Annotated in this window: 12 protein-coding genes and 1 pseudogene; 2 read left to right on the top strand and 11 right to left on the bottom strand. The window is 71.2% G+C overall.

The window, feature by feature from the left end; all coding sequences use genetic code 11:
• Positions 1-39 precede the first annotated feature (39 nt).
• The 7 genes and pseudogenes from pulA to HUT18_RS00505 form a co-directional block, all read right to left on the bottom strand.
• A complete protein-coding gene (gene pulA / locus HUT18_RS00535; RefSeq protein ID WP_368661500.1) occupies positions 40-2,748 on the bottom strand; it encodes a pullulanase-type alpha-1,6-glucosidase in 2,709 nt (902 codons plus the stop codon).
• 103 nt (positions 2,749-2,851) lie between these two features.
• Positions 2,852-4,249, bottom strand: a pseudogene (locus HUT18_RS00530) (alpha-amylase family protein); the annotation flags it as partial.
• A gap of 316 nt (positions 4,250-4,565) precedes the next feature.
• A complete protein-coding gene (locus tag HUT18_RS00525) occupies positions 4,566-5,621 on the bottom strand; it encodes a LacI family DNA-binding transcriptional regulator (RefSeq protein WP_254878364.1) in 1,056 nt (351 codons plus the stop codon).
• A complete protein-coding gene (locus HUT18_RS00520; protein WP_176096770.1) occupies positions 5,609-7,306 on the bottom strand; it encodes a glycoside hydrolase family 13 protein in 1,698 nt (565 codons plus the stop codon). The genes HUT18_RS00525 and HUT18_RS00520 overlap by 13 nt, the downstream gene beginning before the upstream one ends.
• Before the next feature lie 116 nt (positions 7,307-7,422).
• Positions 7,423-8,256: a sugar ABC transporter permease gene (locus HUT18_RS00515; RefSeq protein WP_176104207.1), complete on the bottom strand. Its 834-nt coding sequence runs from the start codon at positions 8,254-8,256 to the stop codon at positions 7,423-7,425.
• An 86-nt stretch (positions 8,257-8,342) separates the two neighbouring features.
• Positions 8,343-9,359, bottom strand: coding sequence for a carbohydrate ABC transporter permease (locus tag HUT18_RS00510; RefSeq protein WP_176096768.1), 1,017 nt, complete (start codon positions 9,357-9,359; stop codon positions 8,343-8,345).
• A 96-nt stretch (positions 9,360-9,455) separates the two neighbouring features.
• Positions 9,456-10,727 carry an extracellular solute-binding protein gene (locus HUT18_RS00505; RefSeq protein WP_176096767.1) on the bottom strand — a complete coding sequence of 424 codons (1,272 nt, stop codon included), beginning with the start codon at positions 10,725-10,727 and terminating at the stop codon, positions 9,456-9,458.
• Between the two features lie 400 nt (positions 10,728-11,127).
• Between HUT18_RS00505 and HUT18_RS00500 the strand changes: the two genes are divergently transcribed.
• Both HUT18_RS00500 and HUT18_RS00495 read left to right on the top strand, forming a co-directional pair.
• Positions 11,128-12,156, top strand: a complete 1,029-nt coding sequence (locus tag HUT18_RS00500) for a LacI family DNA-binding transcriptional regulator (protein ID WP_176096765.1) — start codon at positions 11,128-11,130, stop codon at positions 12,154-12,156.
• 37 nt (positions 12,157-12,193) lie between these two features.
• Positions 12,194-13,117: a carbohydrate kinase family protein gene (locus HUT18_RS00495; protein ID WP_176096763.1), complete on the top strand. Its 924-nt coding sequence runs from the start codon at positions 12,194-12,196 to the stop codon at positions 13,115-13,117.
• Positions 13,118-13,346: 229 nt separating this feature from the next.
• Here HUT18_RS00495 and HUT18_RS00490 read toward each other — a convergent pair whose 3' ends face one another.
• From HUT18_RS00490 to accD, 4 genes are all read right to left on the bottom strand, one after another.
• On the bottom strand, positions 13,347-14,381 hold the full coding sequence (locus HUT18_RS00490) for an N-acetylmuramoyl-L-alanine amidase (RefSeq protein WP_176096761.1): 1,035 nt from the start codon (positions 14,379-14,381) through the stop codon (positions 13,347-13,349).
• Positions 14,382-14,709: 328 nt separating this feature from the next.
• Positions 14,710-16,182 (bottom strand): acetyl/propionyl/methylcrotonyl-CoA carboxylase subunit alpha, encoded by a 1,473-nt coding sequence (locus HUT18_RS00485; RefSeq protein WP_176096759.1) that lies wholly within the window; start codon positions 16,180-16,182, stop codon positions 14,710-14,712.
• Positions 16,183-16,195: 13 nt separating this feature from the next.
• The gene (locus HUT18_RS00480) at positions 16,196-16,816 is read right to left on the bottom strand and encodes an acetyl-CoA carboxylase biotin carboxyl carrier protein subunit (protein ID WP_254878363.1); all 621 of its coding nucleotides are present in this window, start codon (positions 16,814-16,816) and stop codon (positions 16,196-16,198) included.
• Entirely contained in the window at positions 16,813-18,723 is a 1,911-nt protein-coding gene (gene accD, locus HUT18_RS00475) for an acetyl-CoA carboxylase, carboxyltransferase subunit beta (protein WP_176096757.1), read from the bottom strand. The genes HUT18_RS00480 and accD overlap by 4 nt, the downstream gene beginning before the upstream one ends.
• Between the last annotated feature and the right edge of the window lie 12 nt (positions 18,724-18,735).

The raw sequence follows: 18,735 nt of genomic DNA, 5'->3' as shown, positions 1-18,735 counted from the left end.
CCCGCGACCGCGTGGCCCTCCGCGTGGGGCGACTGCCGCTCAGCCGCGTGCGAACACCGCCACGGTGCGCGCCGGGACCGTGAACGTGCCCGAACCGCGTTGGTAGCGCGAGGACTTGACGACGGAGTCGGCGCCGGAGGCCTGCACCCGATGCAGGCCGTACGGGACGCCGGAGAGCGCCTCCACCCGCTGGCTCTGCTCCTGTGGCGTTGCGTTGAAGACGACGACGAGGTCACCGAGCCTCATCGTGATCACTCCGGGTGTCTCGGCCGGGGTGCCCGAGAGCGGGAAGGACAGCGCGTCCTGGACCCGGTCCGCGGTGGCCAGCGAGAACGCGGGCTCGGTGGTGCGTATCCGGAGAAGGTCCCGGTACGCGGCCGAGGTGCCGTTGATGTCCGCGCAGCCGGGGCGGGCCGTGCCGGTGGTCAACAGGGGCTTGGCGTGAGGCCACTTGTCCTTGTTGTCGGCGGCCGGGGGCAGGCCGCGGCCGAAGCCGTTGCCGTCCGCGCAGTCCCAGTGCAGGGCGTTGAACCAGTCGCCGCTGTCGAAGGAGTTGCGGTCCAGCGACTTCGAGCGCAGCAGGTCGGAGCCCGCCTGGGAGAGCGAGGGGCCCTGCGAGAGCGCGGCGACGCCCATGGCGAGTACCTGCATCCGGGCGCGGTCGGCGGGCCGGGTGCCGGGCGGGAGCTTGTAGGCCAGCGCGTCGTAGAGGGACTCGTTGTCGTGGGCGTCCGCGTAGGAGAGGGCCTCGCCCGGGGCGGCGGCGTAGCCCGCGGGGGCGCCGTTGTAGTCGACGTCGGCGCCCGTGACCCGGCGTCCCGCCGAGTCGGTGAACGTGTACCCGGCCAGATGGCCGGAGAGGCCGACCTTGATCAGGTCCTGGTAGTGCAGGAGGCGTGCCTTCTGCTCGGCCGGAGTGCCGTTCGCCGCCGAGGAGTTGGGGTCGGTGTACAGACCGGAGGCGAAGCCCTGCACCCGCGGGTCGCCGTCGAAGGGACCGCCGCCGCGCACCGCGTCGCGGGACCGGTCGGAGAACGTGGCGACGCCCGTGCCCGCCATGTTCTTCTGGGTGGCCTGGACGAAGCGGGCGTCGTCGGCGACCTCGCCGAAGTTCCACCCCTCGCCGTAGAGGATGATCCGCTTCCCGTCCACGCCGTCCCGCTCCGGGGTCAGCGCGTCCAGGGCCTTGCGCACCGCGAGGATGTTCGCCTTCGGGTGGTGCCCCATCAGATCGAAGCGGAAGCCGTCCACCTTGTACTGCCTGGCCCAGGTGACGATCGAGTCGACGACGAGCTTGCCCATCATCGCGTTCTCGGGCGCCGTGTTGGAGCAACAGGTGGACGTGGCCACGGTGCCGTCGGCGAGGAGCCGCTGGTAGTAGCCGGGCACGATCCGGTCGAGGACCGACTTCTGGTCCTGACCGTGGGCGACGGTGTGGTTGTAGACGACGTCCATCACCGTACGCAGGCCCGCCGAACCGAGCCCCTGCACCATGCGCCGGAACTCGACGGTGCGCCGGGTGCCGTCCGGGTCACTCGCGTACGAGCCCTCGGGAACCGTGAAGTGCAGAGGGTCGTAGCCCCAGTTGTAGGCGTCCTCGGCAGCGGTGGCACCGATACAGGCCTGCTGTTCCTCGGAGTCCGGCGCGGCGGCGGGCAGATCGCAGCCGGGGGTGGCCTGGTCCTCGCGGCGCTCGGGGATGGTGCCGATGTCGAAGGCGGGCAGCAGATGCACGTACGAGGTGCCGGAGCCGGCCAGGCGCCGCAGATGCTTCATACCGTCGGAGCCCTCGTCGGTGAACGCGAGGTACCGGCCGGGGTGTCGCGAGGTGCGGTCCGCCACCGAGAAGTCCCGGATGTGCAGTTCCTGGATCTGCGCGTCGCGGGCAGCCGGTGCCTTCGGCTTCTTCAGCGTGGACCAGCCCTCGGGCGCGAGCCGGGGATCGGCCAGGTCCACCAGGAGGCTGCGCCGCGAGTCGGCGGTCAGGGCCATCGAGTACGGGTCGGTGACCCGGTTGGTGACCAGCTTGCCGACGCTCGGCGCCCACACCTTCACCACGTACCGGTAGGCCTTGCCGGACCAGCTCCGGGGGCCGGTCACCGACCAGGCGCCGGAGGCGGGGTCGCGTCGCATGGGGACGGTGCGGCCCTCGATCTCCACACCGACCTGCTGTGCGGTCGGTGCCCAGACGGCGAGGGAGGGGCGGCCCGAGGCGAAGGCCGGACCGAGCCGGGCCCTGGTCGCCGCGGAGCTGTACAGGGCGTCGAGTACGCCGTGGGTCTGCACGCCGGTCGCGTCGCGCAAGGTGCCGTCGGCGTCGCGTCGGACGGCGAGGAGTTGTCCGGTCAGCGCCTGCCGGACGCGGTCGACGTCACGCGGGTCCAGGGCGAAGGCCGCGTACTCCTTGAGGTGCGGGAAGCGGGCCTTCTGCGCCTCGGAGAGGCCGCCCGGAACCGGGTTGAGCCTGAGGGTCTCGGCCTCGCCGTCGATGTCGCCCTCGGACACGGCGAGTCCGCCGTCCGGCGCGTACAGGAGCTGGTGGACCGAACCGGCCTCGGCGGGGCCGGGGTTCCAGGCGAGTGTGGTGGCGTCGATCCACTGCGCCTTCGCCTTGGACGGGTCGATCTCCCCGGCGGCGACCCGGACGGCGGCCGGGGGAGTGGCGGTGGCCGCCTGGGTGGCGGGTGCGACCGCCGCGAGCAGGGCGAGCGCGACGAGCAGGCCGGTGCGGCGGGTTGAGGGGGTCACGGGTGTCGTCTCCTCGACGGATGCGCCGCCGCCCGGCGGCGGGAGGGGCCGGGCCGGGCGGCGGGAGGGTGCTGATGAGGGAGGGGCGAGAGGTGCCGGCTCAGCAGTCCTTGGCACCGGTGTGCAGGGCGAGCGCGGTGTCGGGCGCGAGCTTCGCGGTGAACCGTCCCGAGCCGTCGACGGTGACGCTCCCGCCGCTCTGCACATCGCAGTACGTGCCCGCGGCCAGCGAGGTCTGGAAGGTGCGCTCCAGGGCGGAGCTCTCGTGGTTGACCACCACATAGCCCTGGTCGCCGCGGCCGAAGGCGATCGCGTTGTTGCCGTTGTCCCACCAGTCGCTCACCGGCTTGCCGCTGGTGGTGTTGCGGAAGGCGACCATGCTCCGGATCTCCGGCCAGGCGTGCTGGCACTTCCAGCCGTCGGTGTAACAGGCGTTGACCTGACCGCTGTTGGGCGGTCCCGCGTCGCTGTCGCTGAACTCGTAGCCGGAGTGCACGTCCGGGGCCCCGTACGGCCAGGCCAGCATGAAGACGTGCGCGAGGGTGTTGCTGGCGCCATCCTTGTAGGTGAGGGTCTGGCCGTGCCGTTCGGTGTCGTGGTTGGCGACGAACACCCCGGCCTTGGCGCTGGGCAGATAGCCCCAGCCCTCGCCGAAGTTCTTCAGGTACGCCAGCTTCTCGCCCTTGAAGACGCGCTTGAGGTCCCAGCCGTAGCGGAACTCCTGTGCGTCGCCGGTGCCGGTGTACTCGGCCGGGGAGACCGCCTCTCCCTGGCCGTACACCGTCTCCTGCTTCCAGTAGACGTCCGGGTTGCTCAGCCGGGACTTGATGTTCTTCAGGTCGTCGGCGGGCATGTGCTTGGCCGCGTCGATGCGGAAGCCGTCCACGCCCAGCGACAGAAGGTCGTTGAGGTACGTGGCGATCCGGCCGCGGACGTGGTCCTCGCCGGTGTCCAGGTCCGCGAGGCCGACCAACTCGCAGTGCTGGACGTGCCACTTGTCGGTGTAGTTGGTGATCTCGCTCCGGCAGTCGTCCAGGTCGGCGCCCGAGTAGATGCCCGGGTAGTCGTACTTGGTGAAGGGCGAGCCCGCCGAACCGGTGCCGGAACCGGCGGTCATGTGGTTGATGACGGCGTCGGCGACCACCTTGACGCCCGCGGCGTGGCAGGTGTCCACCATGGCCTCGAACGCGGCGCGGTCGCCGAGCCGGGAGCCGATGCGGTAGCTCACGGGCTGGTATCCCGTCCACCACTGGTTGCCCTGCAACCGCTCCTGGGGCGGGGACACCTGGACGTATCCGTAGCCGTCGGGGCCGAGCCGTTCGGTGCAGGCCTTGGCCACCGAGGCGAACTTCCACTCGAAGAGGACGGCGGTGACGTCCTTGCTACCGGGCGGATCGGCCTGGGCCTGCGGTGGGCCGAGGACGAGGGTGCCGGCGACACCGGCGAGCACGGCGAGGGCCGCGGCAACGGACTTACGGCGGGTGGCTGTTGGGCCGGGCATGGGACCTCCTGAGCGCAGGGCGGGATGCACGTGACTGAGGCAGCCTCGTTCGGCAACGCGCCGTGCCCATGAGACCTATGAAGGATCTTTCTGCAAACAGACAGAATCTGTTTGCGGTTCCGGACCGTACGGCCCTCGCGCGAGGTGGTCAACCCCCTGTGCGCACACCCGTGTTGCGGCGGGAATGCGGAGCGTGTGACCGTGTGCAAAGTCTTCCGCAAGACCTTGCGGCGATGTTACGTTCACCCAGTGCTCCGGTCCGGCCGGCCGGAGGTCCCACGGGAGTGGGTCCCACGCGCCCGGCCGGTCGGACCGGTCACCCCCGCGCCTGGGCGGTGGACCCCCGGACCACGAGCTCGGGCTGGAAGACGAACTCCGTACGGTGCACCGGATTTCCGTTGATCTCCTCCAGCAGGGCGCCCACCGCGGCGGCGGCCATCGCCTGCACCGGCTGCCGCACTGTCGTGAGCGGCGGATCGGTGAACGCGATGAGTGGCGAGTCGTCGAAGCCGACCACCGAGACGTCCTGTGGCACGCGCAGCCCGCGCTGCCGCACCGCCCGTACGGCGCCGAGCGCCATCAGGTCACTGCCGCAGACCACCGCCGTGCACCCCAGATCGAGCAGCGAATCGGCTGCCGCCTGCCCGCCCTCCACCGTGAACAGCGTGTGCTGGACGAGGAGTTGGGCCTCCTCGGGTGCGATGTCGAGCATGGCGTGCAGTGCGGCGGTGAAGCCGCCCGCCTTCCGCTGCGAGGGCACGTACCGGGCCGGGCCGACGGCCAGACCGATCCGCTCGTGCCCCAGGTCGACCAGATGCCGCACCGCCATCCGTACCGCCGAGCGGTCGTCCGGCGAGACGAAGGGCGCCGGGATCTGCTCGTTGAACCCGTTGATCAACACGAACGGCACCTTGCGCGCGGCGAGTTCGCGGTAGCGCGAGGGATCGGCGGCGGTGTCGGCGTGCAGGCCCGACAGAAAGACGATGCCGCTGACCCCGCGCTCCTCCAGCTGCTCCACCAACTCGTCCTCGGTGGCCCCGCCCGGCATCTGCGTACACAGCATCGGGGTGTAGCCGTACCCCGCCAGGACCTGCTCGATGACCTGCGCGAACGCCGGGAAGATCGGGTTGGTCAGTTCCGGGATCACCAGGCCGACCAGGCCCGCGCTGCGCCGCCGCAGCCGCACCGGACGCTCGTAGCCAAGGAGGTCGAGGGCGGCGAGGACCCGGTGCCGGGTGGGCGCCGAGACCCCCGCCTTGCCGTTGAGCACCCGGCTCGCGGTCGCCTCGCTGACCCCGGCCTGCGCGGCGATGTCCGCGAGCCGCGGGGAGGCGCGCTCGGCGTCCCGCTTGGGCTGGGTCACACCGCCCACCAGGCGGTGGTGTCCGCGGGCAGCACGGTGTGCGGGCCGTCCTCCGTCAGGTCCGCGCTCGCCAGCAGCAGCCGTCCCGGCGTCGCGAGCGTCACCGGCGAGCCGGTGACATTGGCGGTGCACACGAATCCCTCGCGGCGAAAGACCAGTACGCCCTCGGGAGCGTCGAGCCACTCGACGTCCTCACCCGCGCCGAGCCCCGGCTGCGCGCGCCGCACGGCGAGCGCCCTGCGGTACAACTCCAGCGTGGACGCCGGGTCGCCGGACTGCGCCTGCACACTCAGCCCGCCCCACTCGGCCGGTTGCGGCAGCCAACTGCCGCCCTGTCCGAAGCCGTACGAGGAACCCTCGACGGTCCACGGTATGGGCACCCGGCATCCGTCGCGGAAGCCGTCCTGGCCACTCGCGCCGTCCGCCTGCGCGGCACGCAGGAACGAGGGGTCCTGCCGTACCTCGTCGGGCAGATCGGTGACATCGGGCAGGCCGAGCTCCTCGCCCTGGTACACATACGCGGAACCGGGCAGCGCCAGCATCAGCAGTGTCGCGGCGCGCGCCCGGCGAAGCCCCAGTTCCCGGTCGCCCGCGGTGCGCAACTGCGTGCCGAGGCCCGGCGGGTTGGCCAGACGTGTGGCGTGCCGGGTCACGTCGTGGTTGGACAGCACCCAGGTGGCCGGGGCGCCGACCGGACGCATCGCGGCGAGCGAGGCGTCGATGACGGTGCGCAGCTCCGCGGCGTCCCAAGAGGTGCCCAGATACTGGAAGTTGAACGCCTGGTGCATCTCGTCGGGGCGTACGTAGTTCGCGGTGCGCTCGACGGTCGGGGTCCAGGCCTCGGCTACCATGATCCGCTCGCTGGGGGTCCCCCCGGCCGAAGGCCAGGGGGAGTACTCGGCGAGTACCTTCCGCCAGCTCCGGTAGATCTCGTGCACGCCGTCCTGGTCGAAGAACGGCATGACATCGTTGCCCAGCAGACTGAGCTGGTTTTCGGCGCCGATGTCCGGCAGCCCGGCCGCCTTGACCAGGCCGTGGGCCACATCCACCCGGAAGCCGTCCACGCCCATGTCGAGCCAGAACCGCAGGATCGAGCGGAACTCGTCGCGTACCGCCGGGTGTTCCCAGTTGAAGTCGGGCTGCTCCGGGGCGAAAAGATGCAGGTACCACTCGCCGTCGGCGACCCTGGTCCAGGCGGGCCCGCCGAAGATGGACTCCCAGTCGTTCGGGGGCAGTTCGCCGTGTGCGCCCTTGCCGGGGCGGAAGTGGTAGCGCTCGCGCAGCGGCGAGCCGGGGCCCTCGGCCAGGGCCCGCTGGAACCAGTCGTGCCGGTCGGAGGAGTGGTTGGGCACGAGGTCCACGATGATCCGCAGACCGAGTGCGTGGGCCTCGCGGATCAGAGCGTCGGCGTCGAGCAGGGTGCCGAACATGGGGTCCACGGCACGGTAGTCGGCGACGTCGTATCCGGCGTCGGCCTGCGGGGAGGCGTAGAAGGGGCTGAGCCAGACGGCGTCGACGCCGAGGTCCCTGAGGTAGGGCAACCGGCTGCGGATGCCCGTCAGGTCGCCCATGCCGTCGCCGTCGCCGTCGGCGAAGCTGCGCGGATAGACCTGGTAGATCACCGCGTCGCGCCACCATCGCGAGTCCGGTACGGCGGCGTCGGGGCTGGCAGCGGCAGCAAGATGCTGGGTCATGTCTTCCCTGGTGTCGTGTGGGGTGGGGCGGGGCACGGCGGGGCGGCCCCGCCGGGTCGCGAACGCGCGGGGTGCGCGTGGGCCCGCGACCCGGGGGCGGAAAGAGGGGTGACGCGTCAGGACTTGGTCGCGCCCGCGGTGAGGCCGGAGACCAGGTGCTTCTGGGCGAAGCCGAAGACCACCGCGGCGGGCACCGCGACGATCACGGCCGCCGCGGTCAGCGAGCCCCAGTCGCTGGTGTACTGGCTGACGAAGGTCTGCAGGCCGCCGGCGAGCGTCAGGTTCTCCTCGCCGGTCATGAACGCGGAGGCGTAGGCGACTTCGGCCCAGCCCGTGATGAAGCTGTAGAAGCCGGTGACGGCCAGGCCGGGCTTGGCCAGCGGCACGATGAGCCGCCAGAAGGTGCCGAAGGGGTTGAGCCCGTCGACCCGGCCCGCCTCGTCGATCTCGACCGGGATGGTGTCGAAGTAGCCCTTCATCATCCACGCGCAGAACGGCACCGCGATGGTCAGATAGGTCAGGACCAGACCGAGGGGCTGGTTCAGCAGGTTGAACTTCGCGAGCAGGTTGTACAGCGGCACGATCAGCACCGCGACCGGGAACATCTGGGTGATCAGCAGCAGCCACATCAGCGGCCGCATCCCGGGGAACCGGAAACGGCTCACGGCGTAGCCGGTGGTGGCCGAGATCAGTACGCCGATGACCGTGGTCAGGCCCACGACCAGCAGGGAGTTGCCGAGCCAGCTCAGGAACTCCGTGTCGTTCAGGACGTGGTCGTAGTTGCCGAAGGTGAAGTCCTTCACCAGCGAGGTGGAGAACGCCTCGCTCTGCGGCTTGAACGAGGTGACAAGCAGCCAGAACGGCGGCAGGACGGCCACCGCGCTGGCGACGAGCAGGCCGAGATGCAGTGCCACCGAGGCCAGCGGCCCGCGCTCGCCGCGCGGCCGCACCTTCCGTCGTGGGCCCGGTGGTCGGCCCTCGCCCTTCCGCGTACGCCCGGGCTGCTGCTGCGTGTGTGCGTCGGTGGTCACGGTGGTCACCACACCTCTCCCTGCTTGCGCAGCGCACGGCGGTAGATCACCGCGAAGAACGAAAGGAGGAGCAGGATCAGTACGCCCCAGGCCGCGGAACCGGCGAAGTCGCGCGGACTGACGACGAAAGAGAGCCGGTAGGCGTAGGTCACCAGGATCTCGGTGGAGTCACCCGGCCCGCCCCTGGTCAGCAGGAAGATCACCGGGAACATGTTGAACGTCCAGATGCTGCTGATCAGGATCACCGTGCTGGCGACGGAGCGCAGTCCCGGCAGGGTCACATGGCGAAAGCGCTGCCAGGCGTTCGCGCCGTCCATCTCCGCGGCCTCGTACAACTCGGCCGGGATGGACTGGAGTCCGCCGAGCATGGCGACCAGCATGAACGGGATGCCGAGCCAGACGTTGACCGTGATCACCGCGATCTTCGCCCAGGTCGGGTCGTTGAGCCACGGCACCGCGTCGATGCCGCCGCCCGCGAGGATCTCGTTGAGGATGCCCTTCTTCTCGTTGAAGAGCAGCCGCCAGGTGAACACCGAGACGAAGGCCGGGACCGCCCACGGCAGGATCAGCGCCATGCGGTAGACGGAACGCCCCGCCAGTTTGCGGTTCAGCATGGTGGCCAGGGCGAGGCCGAAGGCGAAGGACAGCGCGACACAGGAGACCGTCCAGGTCACGGTCCAGCCGAGCCGGTCCCAGAACACGGCGTCGGAGAGGATCTCGCGGTAGTTGTCGAGACCGACGGACTCGTACGTGGCCGGGATGTGGTTGACGCCGATGTGCCGTTCGACGTTCGCCTCGTTGGCGTCCGTGGTCGACAGATAGACGCCGCGCGCCAGCGGATAGCCGATGATCACGCCGATCACGACCACCACCGGGGCGACCATGCTCCAGGCGTACCAGTGGGTGGCCAGCGCCCTGCGCAGCTTGCCCGGGTTCTTGCCGGACGGGCGGCCGCGGCCGCGGGGGCTCTTCGCCTCCGCCTCCGCGGCCGGTGCCGCCGCCGGGCCCGTGGGGACAGGCATGGTGCGGTCAGCCCTCCTCTTTCTCATCGTGCGTTCGTGGTCCGTGCCGGTACGTCGTGAGCCGTGGTGGTCCGCCGTGGGTGGCCGGCCGGCGGCCTACTTGTAGTCCTCGAGCAGCTTGCGGTACGCGTCACCGACGTTCCCGGCGCCGTCCTCGGGCGAGGTCTTGCCGCTGAGCACCTGCGCGAGCTGCAGCCGCAGCGGCTCGAACAGCGAGTTGCCCTGCGGGATCCACGGCCGCTGGACGGCCTTGTCCACGGCGGGCTTGAAGAACTGCACGATCTTGTTGTCCTGGACGGACTTGACCTTGTAGACCGAGTTGCGGGTCGGCAGCAGGCTGAGCTTCTCGGTGGTCTTCTGCTGCACCTTGGCGGAGCTCATGTACTTGATGAACTCGTAGGAGGCGGCGAGGTTCTCGGAACCCGCGTAGGCCGCGAGGTTCCAGCCGCCCTGCGGGGCACCCTGGCCCGCGGACCCGGCCGGGACCGGGGCGATGCCGAGGTTGTCCCGGTCGCCCTTGAACTGCTTGCCCTGCAGGGCGCCTTCGACGGACCAGGGCCCGTCGAGCGCCATCGCGACATCGCCGTCCTTGAAGGCGTTGAGCTGGTTGTTGTAGCCGTCGCTGGAGTCGGTGACCGCCGCCTTGGAGTCGACCAGGTCCTTCATGACACCGAAGGCCTTGGCGCCCTCGGGCCCGTCGACGGTGACCTTCTTCTTCGCGGTGTCGAGCAGGTCGCCGCCCTCGCCGTACAGGTAGGGCAGGTAGTAGTACGGGTCGTCGCCGCGCAGGTAGAGGCCGGTGGCACCGGTCTTCGACTTGATCTTCGGCGCGACCGACTTCAGGTCCTCGACCGAGCCGGGGACCTCGACGCCCGCCTTCTGGAGCAGCTTCTTGTTGTAGAAGAGCCCGAGCGTGTCGATGGTCTGCGGGGCGGCGTACACCTTGCCCTGGTACTCGGTGCTCGCGGCGGCCTGCGGCAGGTAGTCGTCCTTGTCGGCCAGCGCGGGGGTGCCGTCGAGCGGGGCGAGGTAGCCGAGCGAGGCGAAGTCCTGGGTCCAGGCGACCTCGGTGCGCATCACGTCAGGGGCGCCCGCGTTGCCGCCCGCCGCGTTCTTGAACTTGGCGTTGGCCTCACCGAACGGGACGTTGACGTACTTGACGTCGACCTTCGGGTGCAGCGTCTCGAAGTCCTCGGCCAGCTTCTTGTAGACACCCTTCTCCGCGTCGTTGGAGGTGTCCCAGAAGGTGACCGTGCCCGCGATCTCGCCCGAACTCTGCTGGTCGGCGCCGTCGTCACCGCCACCGCACGCTGCCGCCGTCATCGCCAGGGCCGCAACGAGCCCCGTGGCCGCTATGCCACGCCGCATGTGAACTCCTTCATTGGTCCCGGAAGGGAGGGGAGGCAAAGAGGGTGCCTCCCTGCTGGCCGCTCTTGACGCGGCGCCGGGTTGCCAGCAACGTAACAGCGTTGAAAAGCTCTCGAAAGATGTTGCCGCAAATTTCTGCAAGAAAGCTGAGTGGAGTGGCGGTTCATGATCGCTGGTGCCGCCCGGCGCTCCGGCGCTCGGGTCCAGGTGCACGAGCGCTCTCGCCCGTTGCCCGATCGTTGCCTTCTTGCAGGAAGAGTGCCGACTTCAGGGCCGTGGGAGCGGTATCCGGAGAGACGGTACGGCCTCCGGCGGTCGCCTGGGAGAGGGTGCGCATCTCTTTCTGTAAGAAGCCGCAAGGAGTGGGAAAGTAGGGGCTCGCCGGGTACAGTCCCGTCCCATGACCGCACGGCTTGCCGACATCGCCACGCACGCCGGTGTCAGCGAAGCCACCGTGAGCCGGGTACTCAACGGCAAGCCAGGAGTGGCGGTCGGCACCCGCGAGTCCGTACTCGCCGCGCTCGACGTGCTCGGCTACGAACGCCCCGTGCGCCTGCGCCGACGCAGCGAGGGCCTGGTCGGTCTCATCACACCCGAGCTGGACAACCCGATCTTCCCGGCCTTCGCCCAGGTCATCGCCCAGGGCCTGACGCGCCGGGGATACACCCCGGTCCTCGCCACCCAGACTCCCGGCGGCTCCACCGAGGACGAACTGACCGACATGCTGGTGGACCGCGGCGTCAGCGGCATCATCTACGTCTCGGGACTGCACGCCGACACCACCGCCGACATGGGCCGCTACGAAGCACTGCGCGGCCGGGGCGTCCCCCACGTCCTCGTCAACGGATTCTCCGCCCAGGTCAAGGCGCCCTTCGTCGCCACGGACGACCGGGCCGCCGTCCAACTGGCCCTCGCCCACCTCACCTCGCTCGGGCACACCCGGATCGGCCTCGTCGTCGGACCGCCGCGCTTCGTGCCCGCCCTGCGCAAGATCGAAGGCTTCCGCCTCGGACTGCGCGAGCACCTCGGCCGCTCCGACACACAGGCCGACGAGCTCGTGCAGTCCTCCCTGTACACCCTCGAAGGCGGCCAGGCCGCGGCGACCGCGCTGCTCGATCGCGGCTGCACCGCCCTGGTGTGCGCCAGCGACATGATGGCGCTCGGCGCCGTCCGCGCCGCCCGCGCGCTCGGCCTCGACGTACCCCGCGACGTGTCGGTGGTCGGCTTCGACGACTCGCCCCTCATCGCGTTCACCGATCCGCCGCTGACCACCATCCGCCAGCCCGTCCAGGCCATCGGACAGGCGGCGGTTCGGGCCCTCCTGGAGGAGATCGACGGCACGCCCGCCCCGTACGGCGAGTTCCTCTTCCTGCCCGAGCTGGTGGTACGCGGCTCCACCACCGCCTGCCGGGACCGCACCCGGCCCTGACCCGACCTCCGGCCCGACAAGCCCACGAAAGAGCCCGATGACGCAGCCGCAGTACGACGTCCTGGTGGTCGGCGGCGCCGGAGTGGACACAGTCGTCCGCGTCGACGCGCTCGCCCTGCCGCCCGGCGACTCGGTGTCCGTACCCCCGGTCCACGACTACGTCGCCCACACCGGCAACGGTGTCGCCCTCGGCTGGCACGCCCTGGGCCTGGCCACCAAGTTCATCGACTTCCTCGGCGACGACCCGCAGGGCCGCGCCGTCCTGGCCCACTACGCCGGGCTCGGTCTGGACTTCAGCCATGTGGTGTCCGAGCACGGCACCCCACGCGGTGTGAACCTGGTCGACGCCGAGGGCCGCCGCTTCTCCTTCTACGACGCCCGCCATCCGGCGGACCTGCGCCTGCCCCGCGACTTCTACCTGCCCCACCTCCGGCGCGCCCGGCACGTCCACCTCTCGATCACCGGCACCAACCGGGACATGTACGAGGACGTCCACCGGCTCGGCCTCAGCTGCTCCACCGACCTGCACGACTGGGACGGCAGCAACCCGCACCACCGCACCTACGCCCTCGCCTCGGACTACGTCTTCCTGAGCGCTGCCGCGATCCACCACCGCCTCGACGAGGTACTGCACACGATCGTCGACCGGGGCAGGGCCCGCCTCGCCCTCGCCACGGACGGCGCCGCGGGCTGCCATCTCCTGGTCCGCGGCGAGCGGGAGGTACGGCACTTCGCCGCGGTGCGCCCCGAACGGCCCGTGGTCGACAGCAACGGCGCGGGCGACGCCTTCGTGACCGCCTTCCTGTACGCCCTCTTCGAGGGGCGGCCCTACGAGGAGTGCGTACTGGCCGGATCAGTGTCCGGCGCCTTCGCCTGCGGCAGCGCGGGCACGCACACCGAGTTCATCGACCTGTCCGGGCTGCGCGCGGCCTGCGCACGCGCGGCCGGGTCGCTTCGGTAAGAGGGGTCCCGAAAACGGGGGCGCGTCCCCGGGCCGCAACCCGGGGACGCGCTGAAGTGACGCCGTGAAGTGACGCCGTGAAGCGACGCGATGAAGCGACGCCACGAAGCCACGCCACGAAGCCACGCCACGAAGCCACGCCATGAAGCCCGGCCAACTACCCCTGCACGCAGTGCACTTGATGCCGACCAGGGGCCGTTCCTCTCTCGAACGGCCCTCGCTCCCGCTCTCAGCCCTCTTTCCACACCAGCGCGCTCAGGACCGCGCTGCTGACCACGATCCGGGGTGAGTCCTGCCCGGTGAACAGCCGGATCCGCATCTTGCGGCCCGCCCCGATCCGCTTCACCAGCGGCACCACGGCGGACACCGTGCCCTTGCCGCTGATCCCGTGCACGGGGTGGTCCACCACCAGCGTGTCGCCCTCGTACTCCGACATACGCACCGCCACCGACGCGCCGGAGGTCAGGCCCTCCACCCGCAGGCTCAGCGAACCGGAGAAGCGGCAGGCGCCGCGCACCCACACACTGCCGTCGTTGGCGTGGTCGCCCGCCTCGTCGGACCACTCGGCCGTGAACTCGACCGAATCCCACGCGCCCGGAGCCAGCGTGTACTCCGAGGAGATTCCGACGTTCACGTACTGGGGCATGTCATCCTCCGGGTTCCAGTCAGCGGGGTGCGCCAGCCGCTCGGCGACGGCGGCGCGAAAAGCGGTCATGCCGAACGAGGGGTCGATCTTGCCCTCGATGCTGGTCTCCTTGTGGCCGACCACCGAGTGCTGGGACCAGCCGTGGGCGCGGCAGATCGCGGCGGCCCAGCGGACCGCCTGGTCGTACTGCACGGCCGGGTACGGGTCCCTGCCGTTGCCGAGGTTCTCGATCTCGATGCCGTAGAAGTGCCGGTTGCCGTCCACGGTGCCGCCCGCCGACGACGGCCTGGGGTGGGTGGCGGACTCGTTGACCACGGCGTCGTAGGCGTTGCGGGCGACCTTCCCCGCGTGGTTCGCGCGGCCGTTGCCCACCATGGTCGCGGTGCCGTCCTTGGCCAGATGGGTGTGCGCGAGCGGACCGGGGAGGTCCGAGCGGCCGTTCCACACCAGACCGAGACTGTTGCTGCCCGCGGTGTGGTGGATGAGGACGCCGTTCACGCCGCCCCAGGGTCCGGCCTCGTTGCGGTTGTGGGTACGCCAGCCCTTGTGTTCGGCGACGTCCACACCCTCGGCGCGGAGCGCGGCAAGCATACGGTCCGCTGAGAGCGGAGTTGCCACATTGCCTCCTCTCGTACACGGGTAGAGGTCATCCCTGGCCCCGGACGTCGAAAGAACCGCCGCGGCCAGCATGTGAAGCATCCCCTTCTTCCGGCCGGATGTTGAGGCCGCTCACGATTTGTTCACTGGCACGTGGCAAGAAGCCCGTGGCCGGTTCGCCCACCGACCGGCCCTGACCGGGGCATTGCCGTGACGCGAGAGGCCCGGGTGTACGGGAGGGTTCAGCTGTACGGCGGCGCACGCGGGCGGCAACCGGCAGCCTGTGCGCGCCGGTTGCCGCCCTGATGGAGAGGTGCGGGCGGCCCGCTCCCCGAACGGGCCGCGACGACTACGGAGTTGCTGCCTCGTCGCGGTCGCCGTCGGTCTTCGTACGCGTCTCGGTGCTCGTACCGGACGCGGATTCGGACGCGGATTCGGACCCGGACTCGGACCCGGACTCGGAGTCGGAGGACCCTTCCCGGCTCATCTCCGCCACCAGACCCGTGGTGTGACGCGCCGTCCGGAAGGCGGGGTGGGCCAGCGTGGTCCGCAGGAACGGGATGGTGCTGGCCACGCCCTGGCCCTCGATCCGGAACTCGGACAGGGCCCGGTCCATCCGGGACAGTGCCGTCTCCCGGTCGGGCGCCCATACGAGGGCCTTGGCGAGCAGCGAGTCGTAGTCGGGTCCGATCCGCCAGCCGGGGAAGGCATGGGTGTCCACCCGGACGAACGGGCCGCCGGGCAGGCCGAATTCGGTCAGCAGGCCGGGCGCCGGACAGAAGCCGCGCGCCGGATCCTCCGCGTTGACACGGCACTCCATGGCCACCCCGCGCGGGACGACGTCCTCCTGCCGCAGCTCCAGCGGAAGGCCCGCCGCCACCCGGAGCTGCTCGCGTACCAGGTCGATGCCCGTCACCAGTTCGGTGACGCCGTGCTCCACCTGGAGGCGGCAGTTGACCTCCATCATGAAGAACTCGCCGTCCGGTGCGAAGACGAACTCCACGGTGCCCGCACCGACATAGCCGACGGCCAGCGCGCCGCGTACCGCGAGTTCACACATGCGCCGCCGCACCGGATCGGACAGCCGGGGCGCGGGCGACTCCTCGATCAGCTTCTGGTGCCGCCGTTGCACCGAGCAGTCCCGCTCGCCGAGATGGACCCCGTGCCCGTGCCGGTCGCACAGGATCTGCACCTCGATGTGGCGGGCGTCGTCCACGTACCGCTCCAGGTACATCCGGTCGTCGCCGAAGACGCTGCGCGCGTGCGCGCGGGTGGTCTTGAAGGCCTGGACCAGGTCGTCCGGATCGCGGACCACCGCCATGCCCCGTCCCCCGCCGCCCGCGACGGCCTTGAGGATGACGGGGTAACCGGTCTGCTGTGCGGCCTCCTTGGCGTCCGCGGGCGTGGTGAGCGCCTCGGTCGTACCGGGCAGCACGGGCAGGCCCGCCGCGCCCATCACGGCGCGCGCCTCCGCCTTGTCGCCGAGCTGCTCGATGACCCGCGCGGGCGGGCCGACGAAGGTGATCCCGTTGCTCTCGCACACCTCGGCGAAGTCGGGGTTCTCGGACAGGAAGCCGTACCCGGGGTGGACGGCCTGCGCGCCGGACAGGCGTGCCGCCTCGACCACGGCCGGGATGCTCAGATAGCTGGACGGGGACGGCGCCGGGCCGATGTGCCAGGACGCGTCGGCGAACCGCACCGCCGCCGAGTCGCGGTCGGCGGTGGAGTACACGGCGACCGAACGGATGCCCATCTCCCGGCAGGTCCGCGCGATCCTGAGGGCGATCTCGCCCCGGTTGGCGATGAGTACGGTCTCGAACATGGCCGCCCCCGCCCTACGACGTCCCGTCGGGTACAGGTTCCAGCGCGATCAGCGGCTGCTGGAACTCGACGGACCCGCCGTCCGGCACCAGGAACTCGGTGACCCGGCCCGCCGCTTCGGCCGCCACGGGGCTCATCATCTTCATTACCTCGAGAATGCCGACCTGCTGACCGGGCTGTACGCGGTCACCGACCGCGACGAACGGCTCCGCCCCCGGCTCGGGCCGGTGGTAGAACGTGCCCACACTCGGCGCGACCACCGACAGGGGGGCGGCACGGTCGGCTCCGTGCTCCTCGGCGGCCGGTGACGTCGGTGCCGCGGCGCCGGCAACAGGTGGCAGCGCGGCCGGAGTTGACGTACCTCCGGCAGCGGGCGGGGCGGCCGGCGCGGCGCCGTCCGGTCCGGGGGCACGCCAGTCGACCTCCACCGACATCTGGCCGTACTGCACCTTGATGTGGAGCGGCGGTGTCGGCGCGGAGCGGGCGAGCTCCATCAGGGTGCGGCCAAGGGAGTCGAGATCGGCCTGGGCCAGCGGCGCGAGGTCGGTGCCGGTGATCCGGTCGCCGATGAGGGTGAGCCGCTGGGCGCCGTCGCGGCCGCCGTTGTGTCCGTTCGAGCCGGCGTCGATGGTCACGGTGTGCCTCTTCCGGGTTCGGTGAGCGGGGCCGCCACGGCACCGAAACGGTGGAAGCGGTCCCGGCGTTCACGCAGGAGACGTTCGGAGGGCAGACCCGCCAGTTCGGCGAGTGCCTCGTGGAGCGCGGTGCCGAGCCGGGCGGCGGCCGCGCCGTGGTCGCGGTGCGCCCCGCCCTCGGGCTCGGGGACGACTCCGTCGACGATGCCGAGCCGCAGCAACTCCCGTGCGTCCAGGCGCAGTGCGGCCGCCGCGGCAGGGGCGGCCTCCGGTTCCTTCCACAGGATGGCGGCGCAGCCCTCGGGACTGATCACGGAGTAGATGCCGTTGACGCTGACGAGGACCCGGTCGGCGACACCGAGCGCGAGCGCCCCGCCGCTGCCGCCCTCGCCGGTGACGACGGCGACCACGGGGACCGGCAGGCGCGACATCAGCCGCAGATTCTCCGCGATGGCCACGGCCTGGCCGCCCTTCTCGCAGTCGGCGCCCGGACTCGCACCCGGGGTGTCGATCAACGTCACGACGGGCAGCCCGAGTTTGGCCGCCATCCGCATCAGCCGCGCGGCCTTGCGGTACCCGGCGGGGGTGGCCATGCCGAACCGGTGCCGCTTGCGCTGGGCCAGCGCGGGACCGCCCTTGTGGTGTCCGATCAGCATCACCGGTCTGCCCGCCAGGCTTCCCGGGCCGCCGGTCACGGCCGGGCAGTCCTCCGCGAGCCGGTCGCCGTGCAGTTCGTGGAAGTCTTCGAGCAGACGGTCGGCGTAGTCCAGGACGGTCGGACGTTCGGGATGCCGTGCGAGCCGCACCGCCCGCACGGGCTCGCGCACGGGCACCTCCTCCGGGTCCCGGAGAACGGGGGAGGACGAGGGCGGGGCGGGGGAGAGGGCCGTCTCCCGCGGGCCGCCGCCGGGCCCCGCGGCGAGCAGACGGGCGAGCGCCGGGCGCAGTGCCGAGCGGGGCACCACGTCGTCGACCATGCCGTGGTCGAGCAGGAACTCGGCCGTCTGGAAGCCCTCCGGCAGCTGCTGCCCGGTGGTCTGTTCGATGACCCGGGGACCGGCGAAGCCGAGCCGTGCCCCCGGCTCGGCGAGGATCACATCGGGCAGCGAGGCGAACGAGGCCGCGACACCGCCGTACGTGGGGTCGGTGACCAGCGAGAGGGTGAGTACGCCCGCCTCGTCGAGTTCGCCGAGGGCCTGCGAGGTCTTGGCCATCTGCATCAGCGACAGCGCACCCTCCTGCATACGGGCCCCGCCGGACGCCGTGACGAGCAGCAGCGGCACGCGTTCGGCCAGACTGGTGCGGGCCGCCGCGGTGATCAGGGCGCCCGCGCCGCTGCCCAGACTGCCGCCGAGGAAGCGGAAGTCCATCACGGCCGTCACCAGCGGCTGTCCGAGCACGGTGCCCCGTGCGCCGAGCACCGCCTCGTGCAGCCCGGTCCCCGCCCTGGCCTCCGCCAGCCGCTCCGGGTAGGGCCGCAGGTCTTGGAAGCCGAGCGGGTCGTGCACATGCGGCGGCGCCTCCAGGGGCGTCGCCGAACCCGCGTCGAGAAGCTGGTCCAGGCGCTCCGGCGCGCTCAGTCTGGTGTGCCGCCCGCAGCCCGGGCACACACCGAGGGTGCGCCGGAAGTGCTTGTGGTAGATCAACTGGGCGCAGCCGGGGCAGCGCAGCCATGCGGGCGGACCCGCGTCGGCGCTCCCCTCCGCGCGGGCGCGCGAGCCGTCGCGCGCCCGGGTGCCGCGCGGGCGCGCACCCTGCCCGGACCGGTCCTGCTCGCGCCGGTCGGGTCCGGACCCGTCGCGTGCGGGCCCGTCCTGCCCGGGCCGGTTCTGCCCGCGCCCGTCCCGGGCCCGTACGTCTGCCGGGTTGTCTGCTGGGTTTGCTGTCAGGTCGTCTGTCGGGGCCATGATGCTGCGGTT

The organism is Streptomyces sp. NA04227, from assembly GCF_013364195.1.
In the GTDB taxonomy this organism is placed as follows: Bacteria; Actinomycetota; Actinomycetes; order Streptomycetales; family Streptomycetaceae; genus Streptomyces.
Note: the sequence above shows the minus strand (reverse complement) of the source record. Positions and strands in the feature narration are given on the sequence as shown.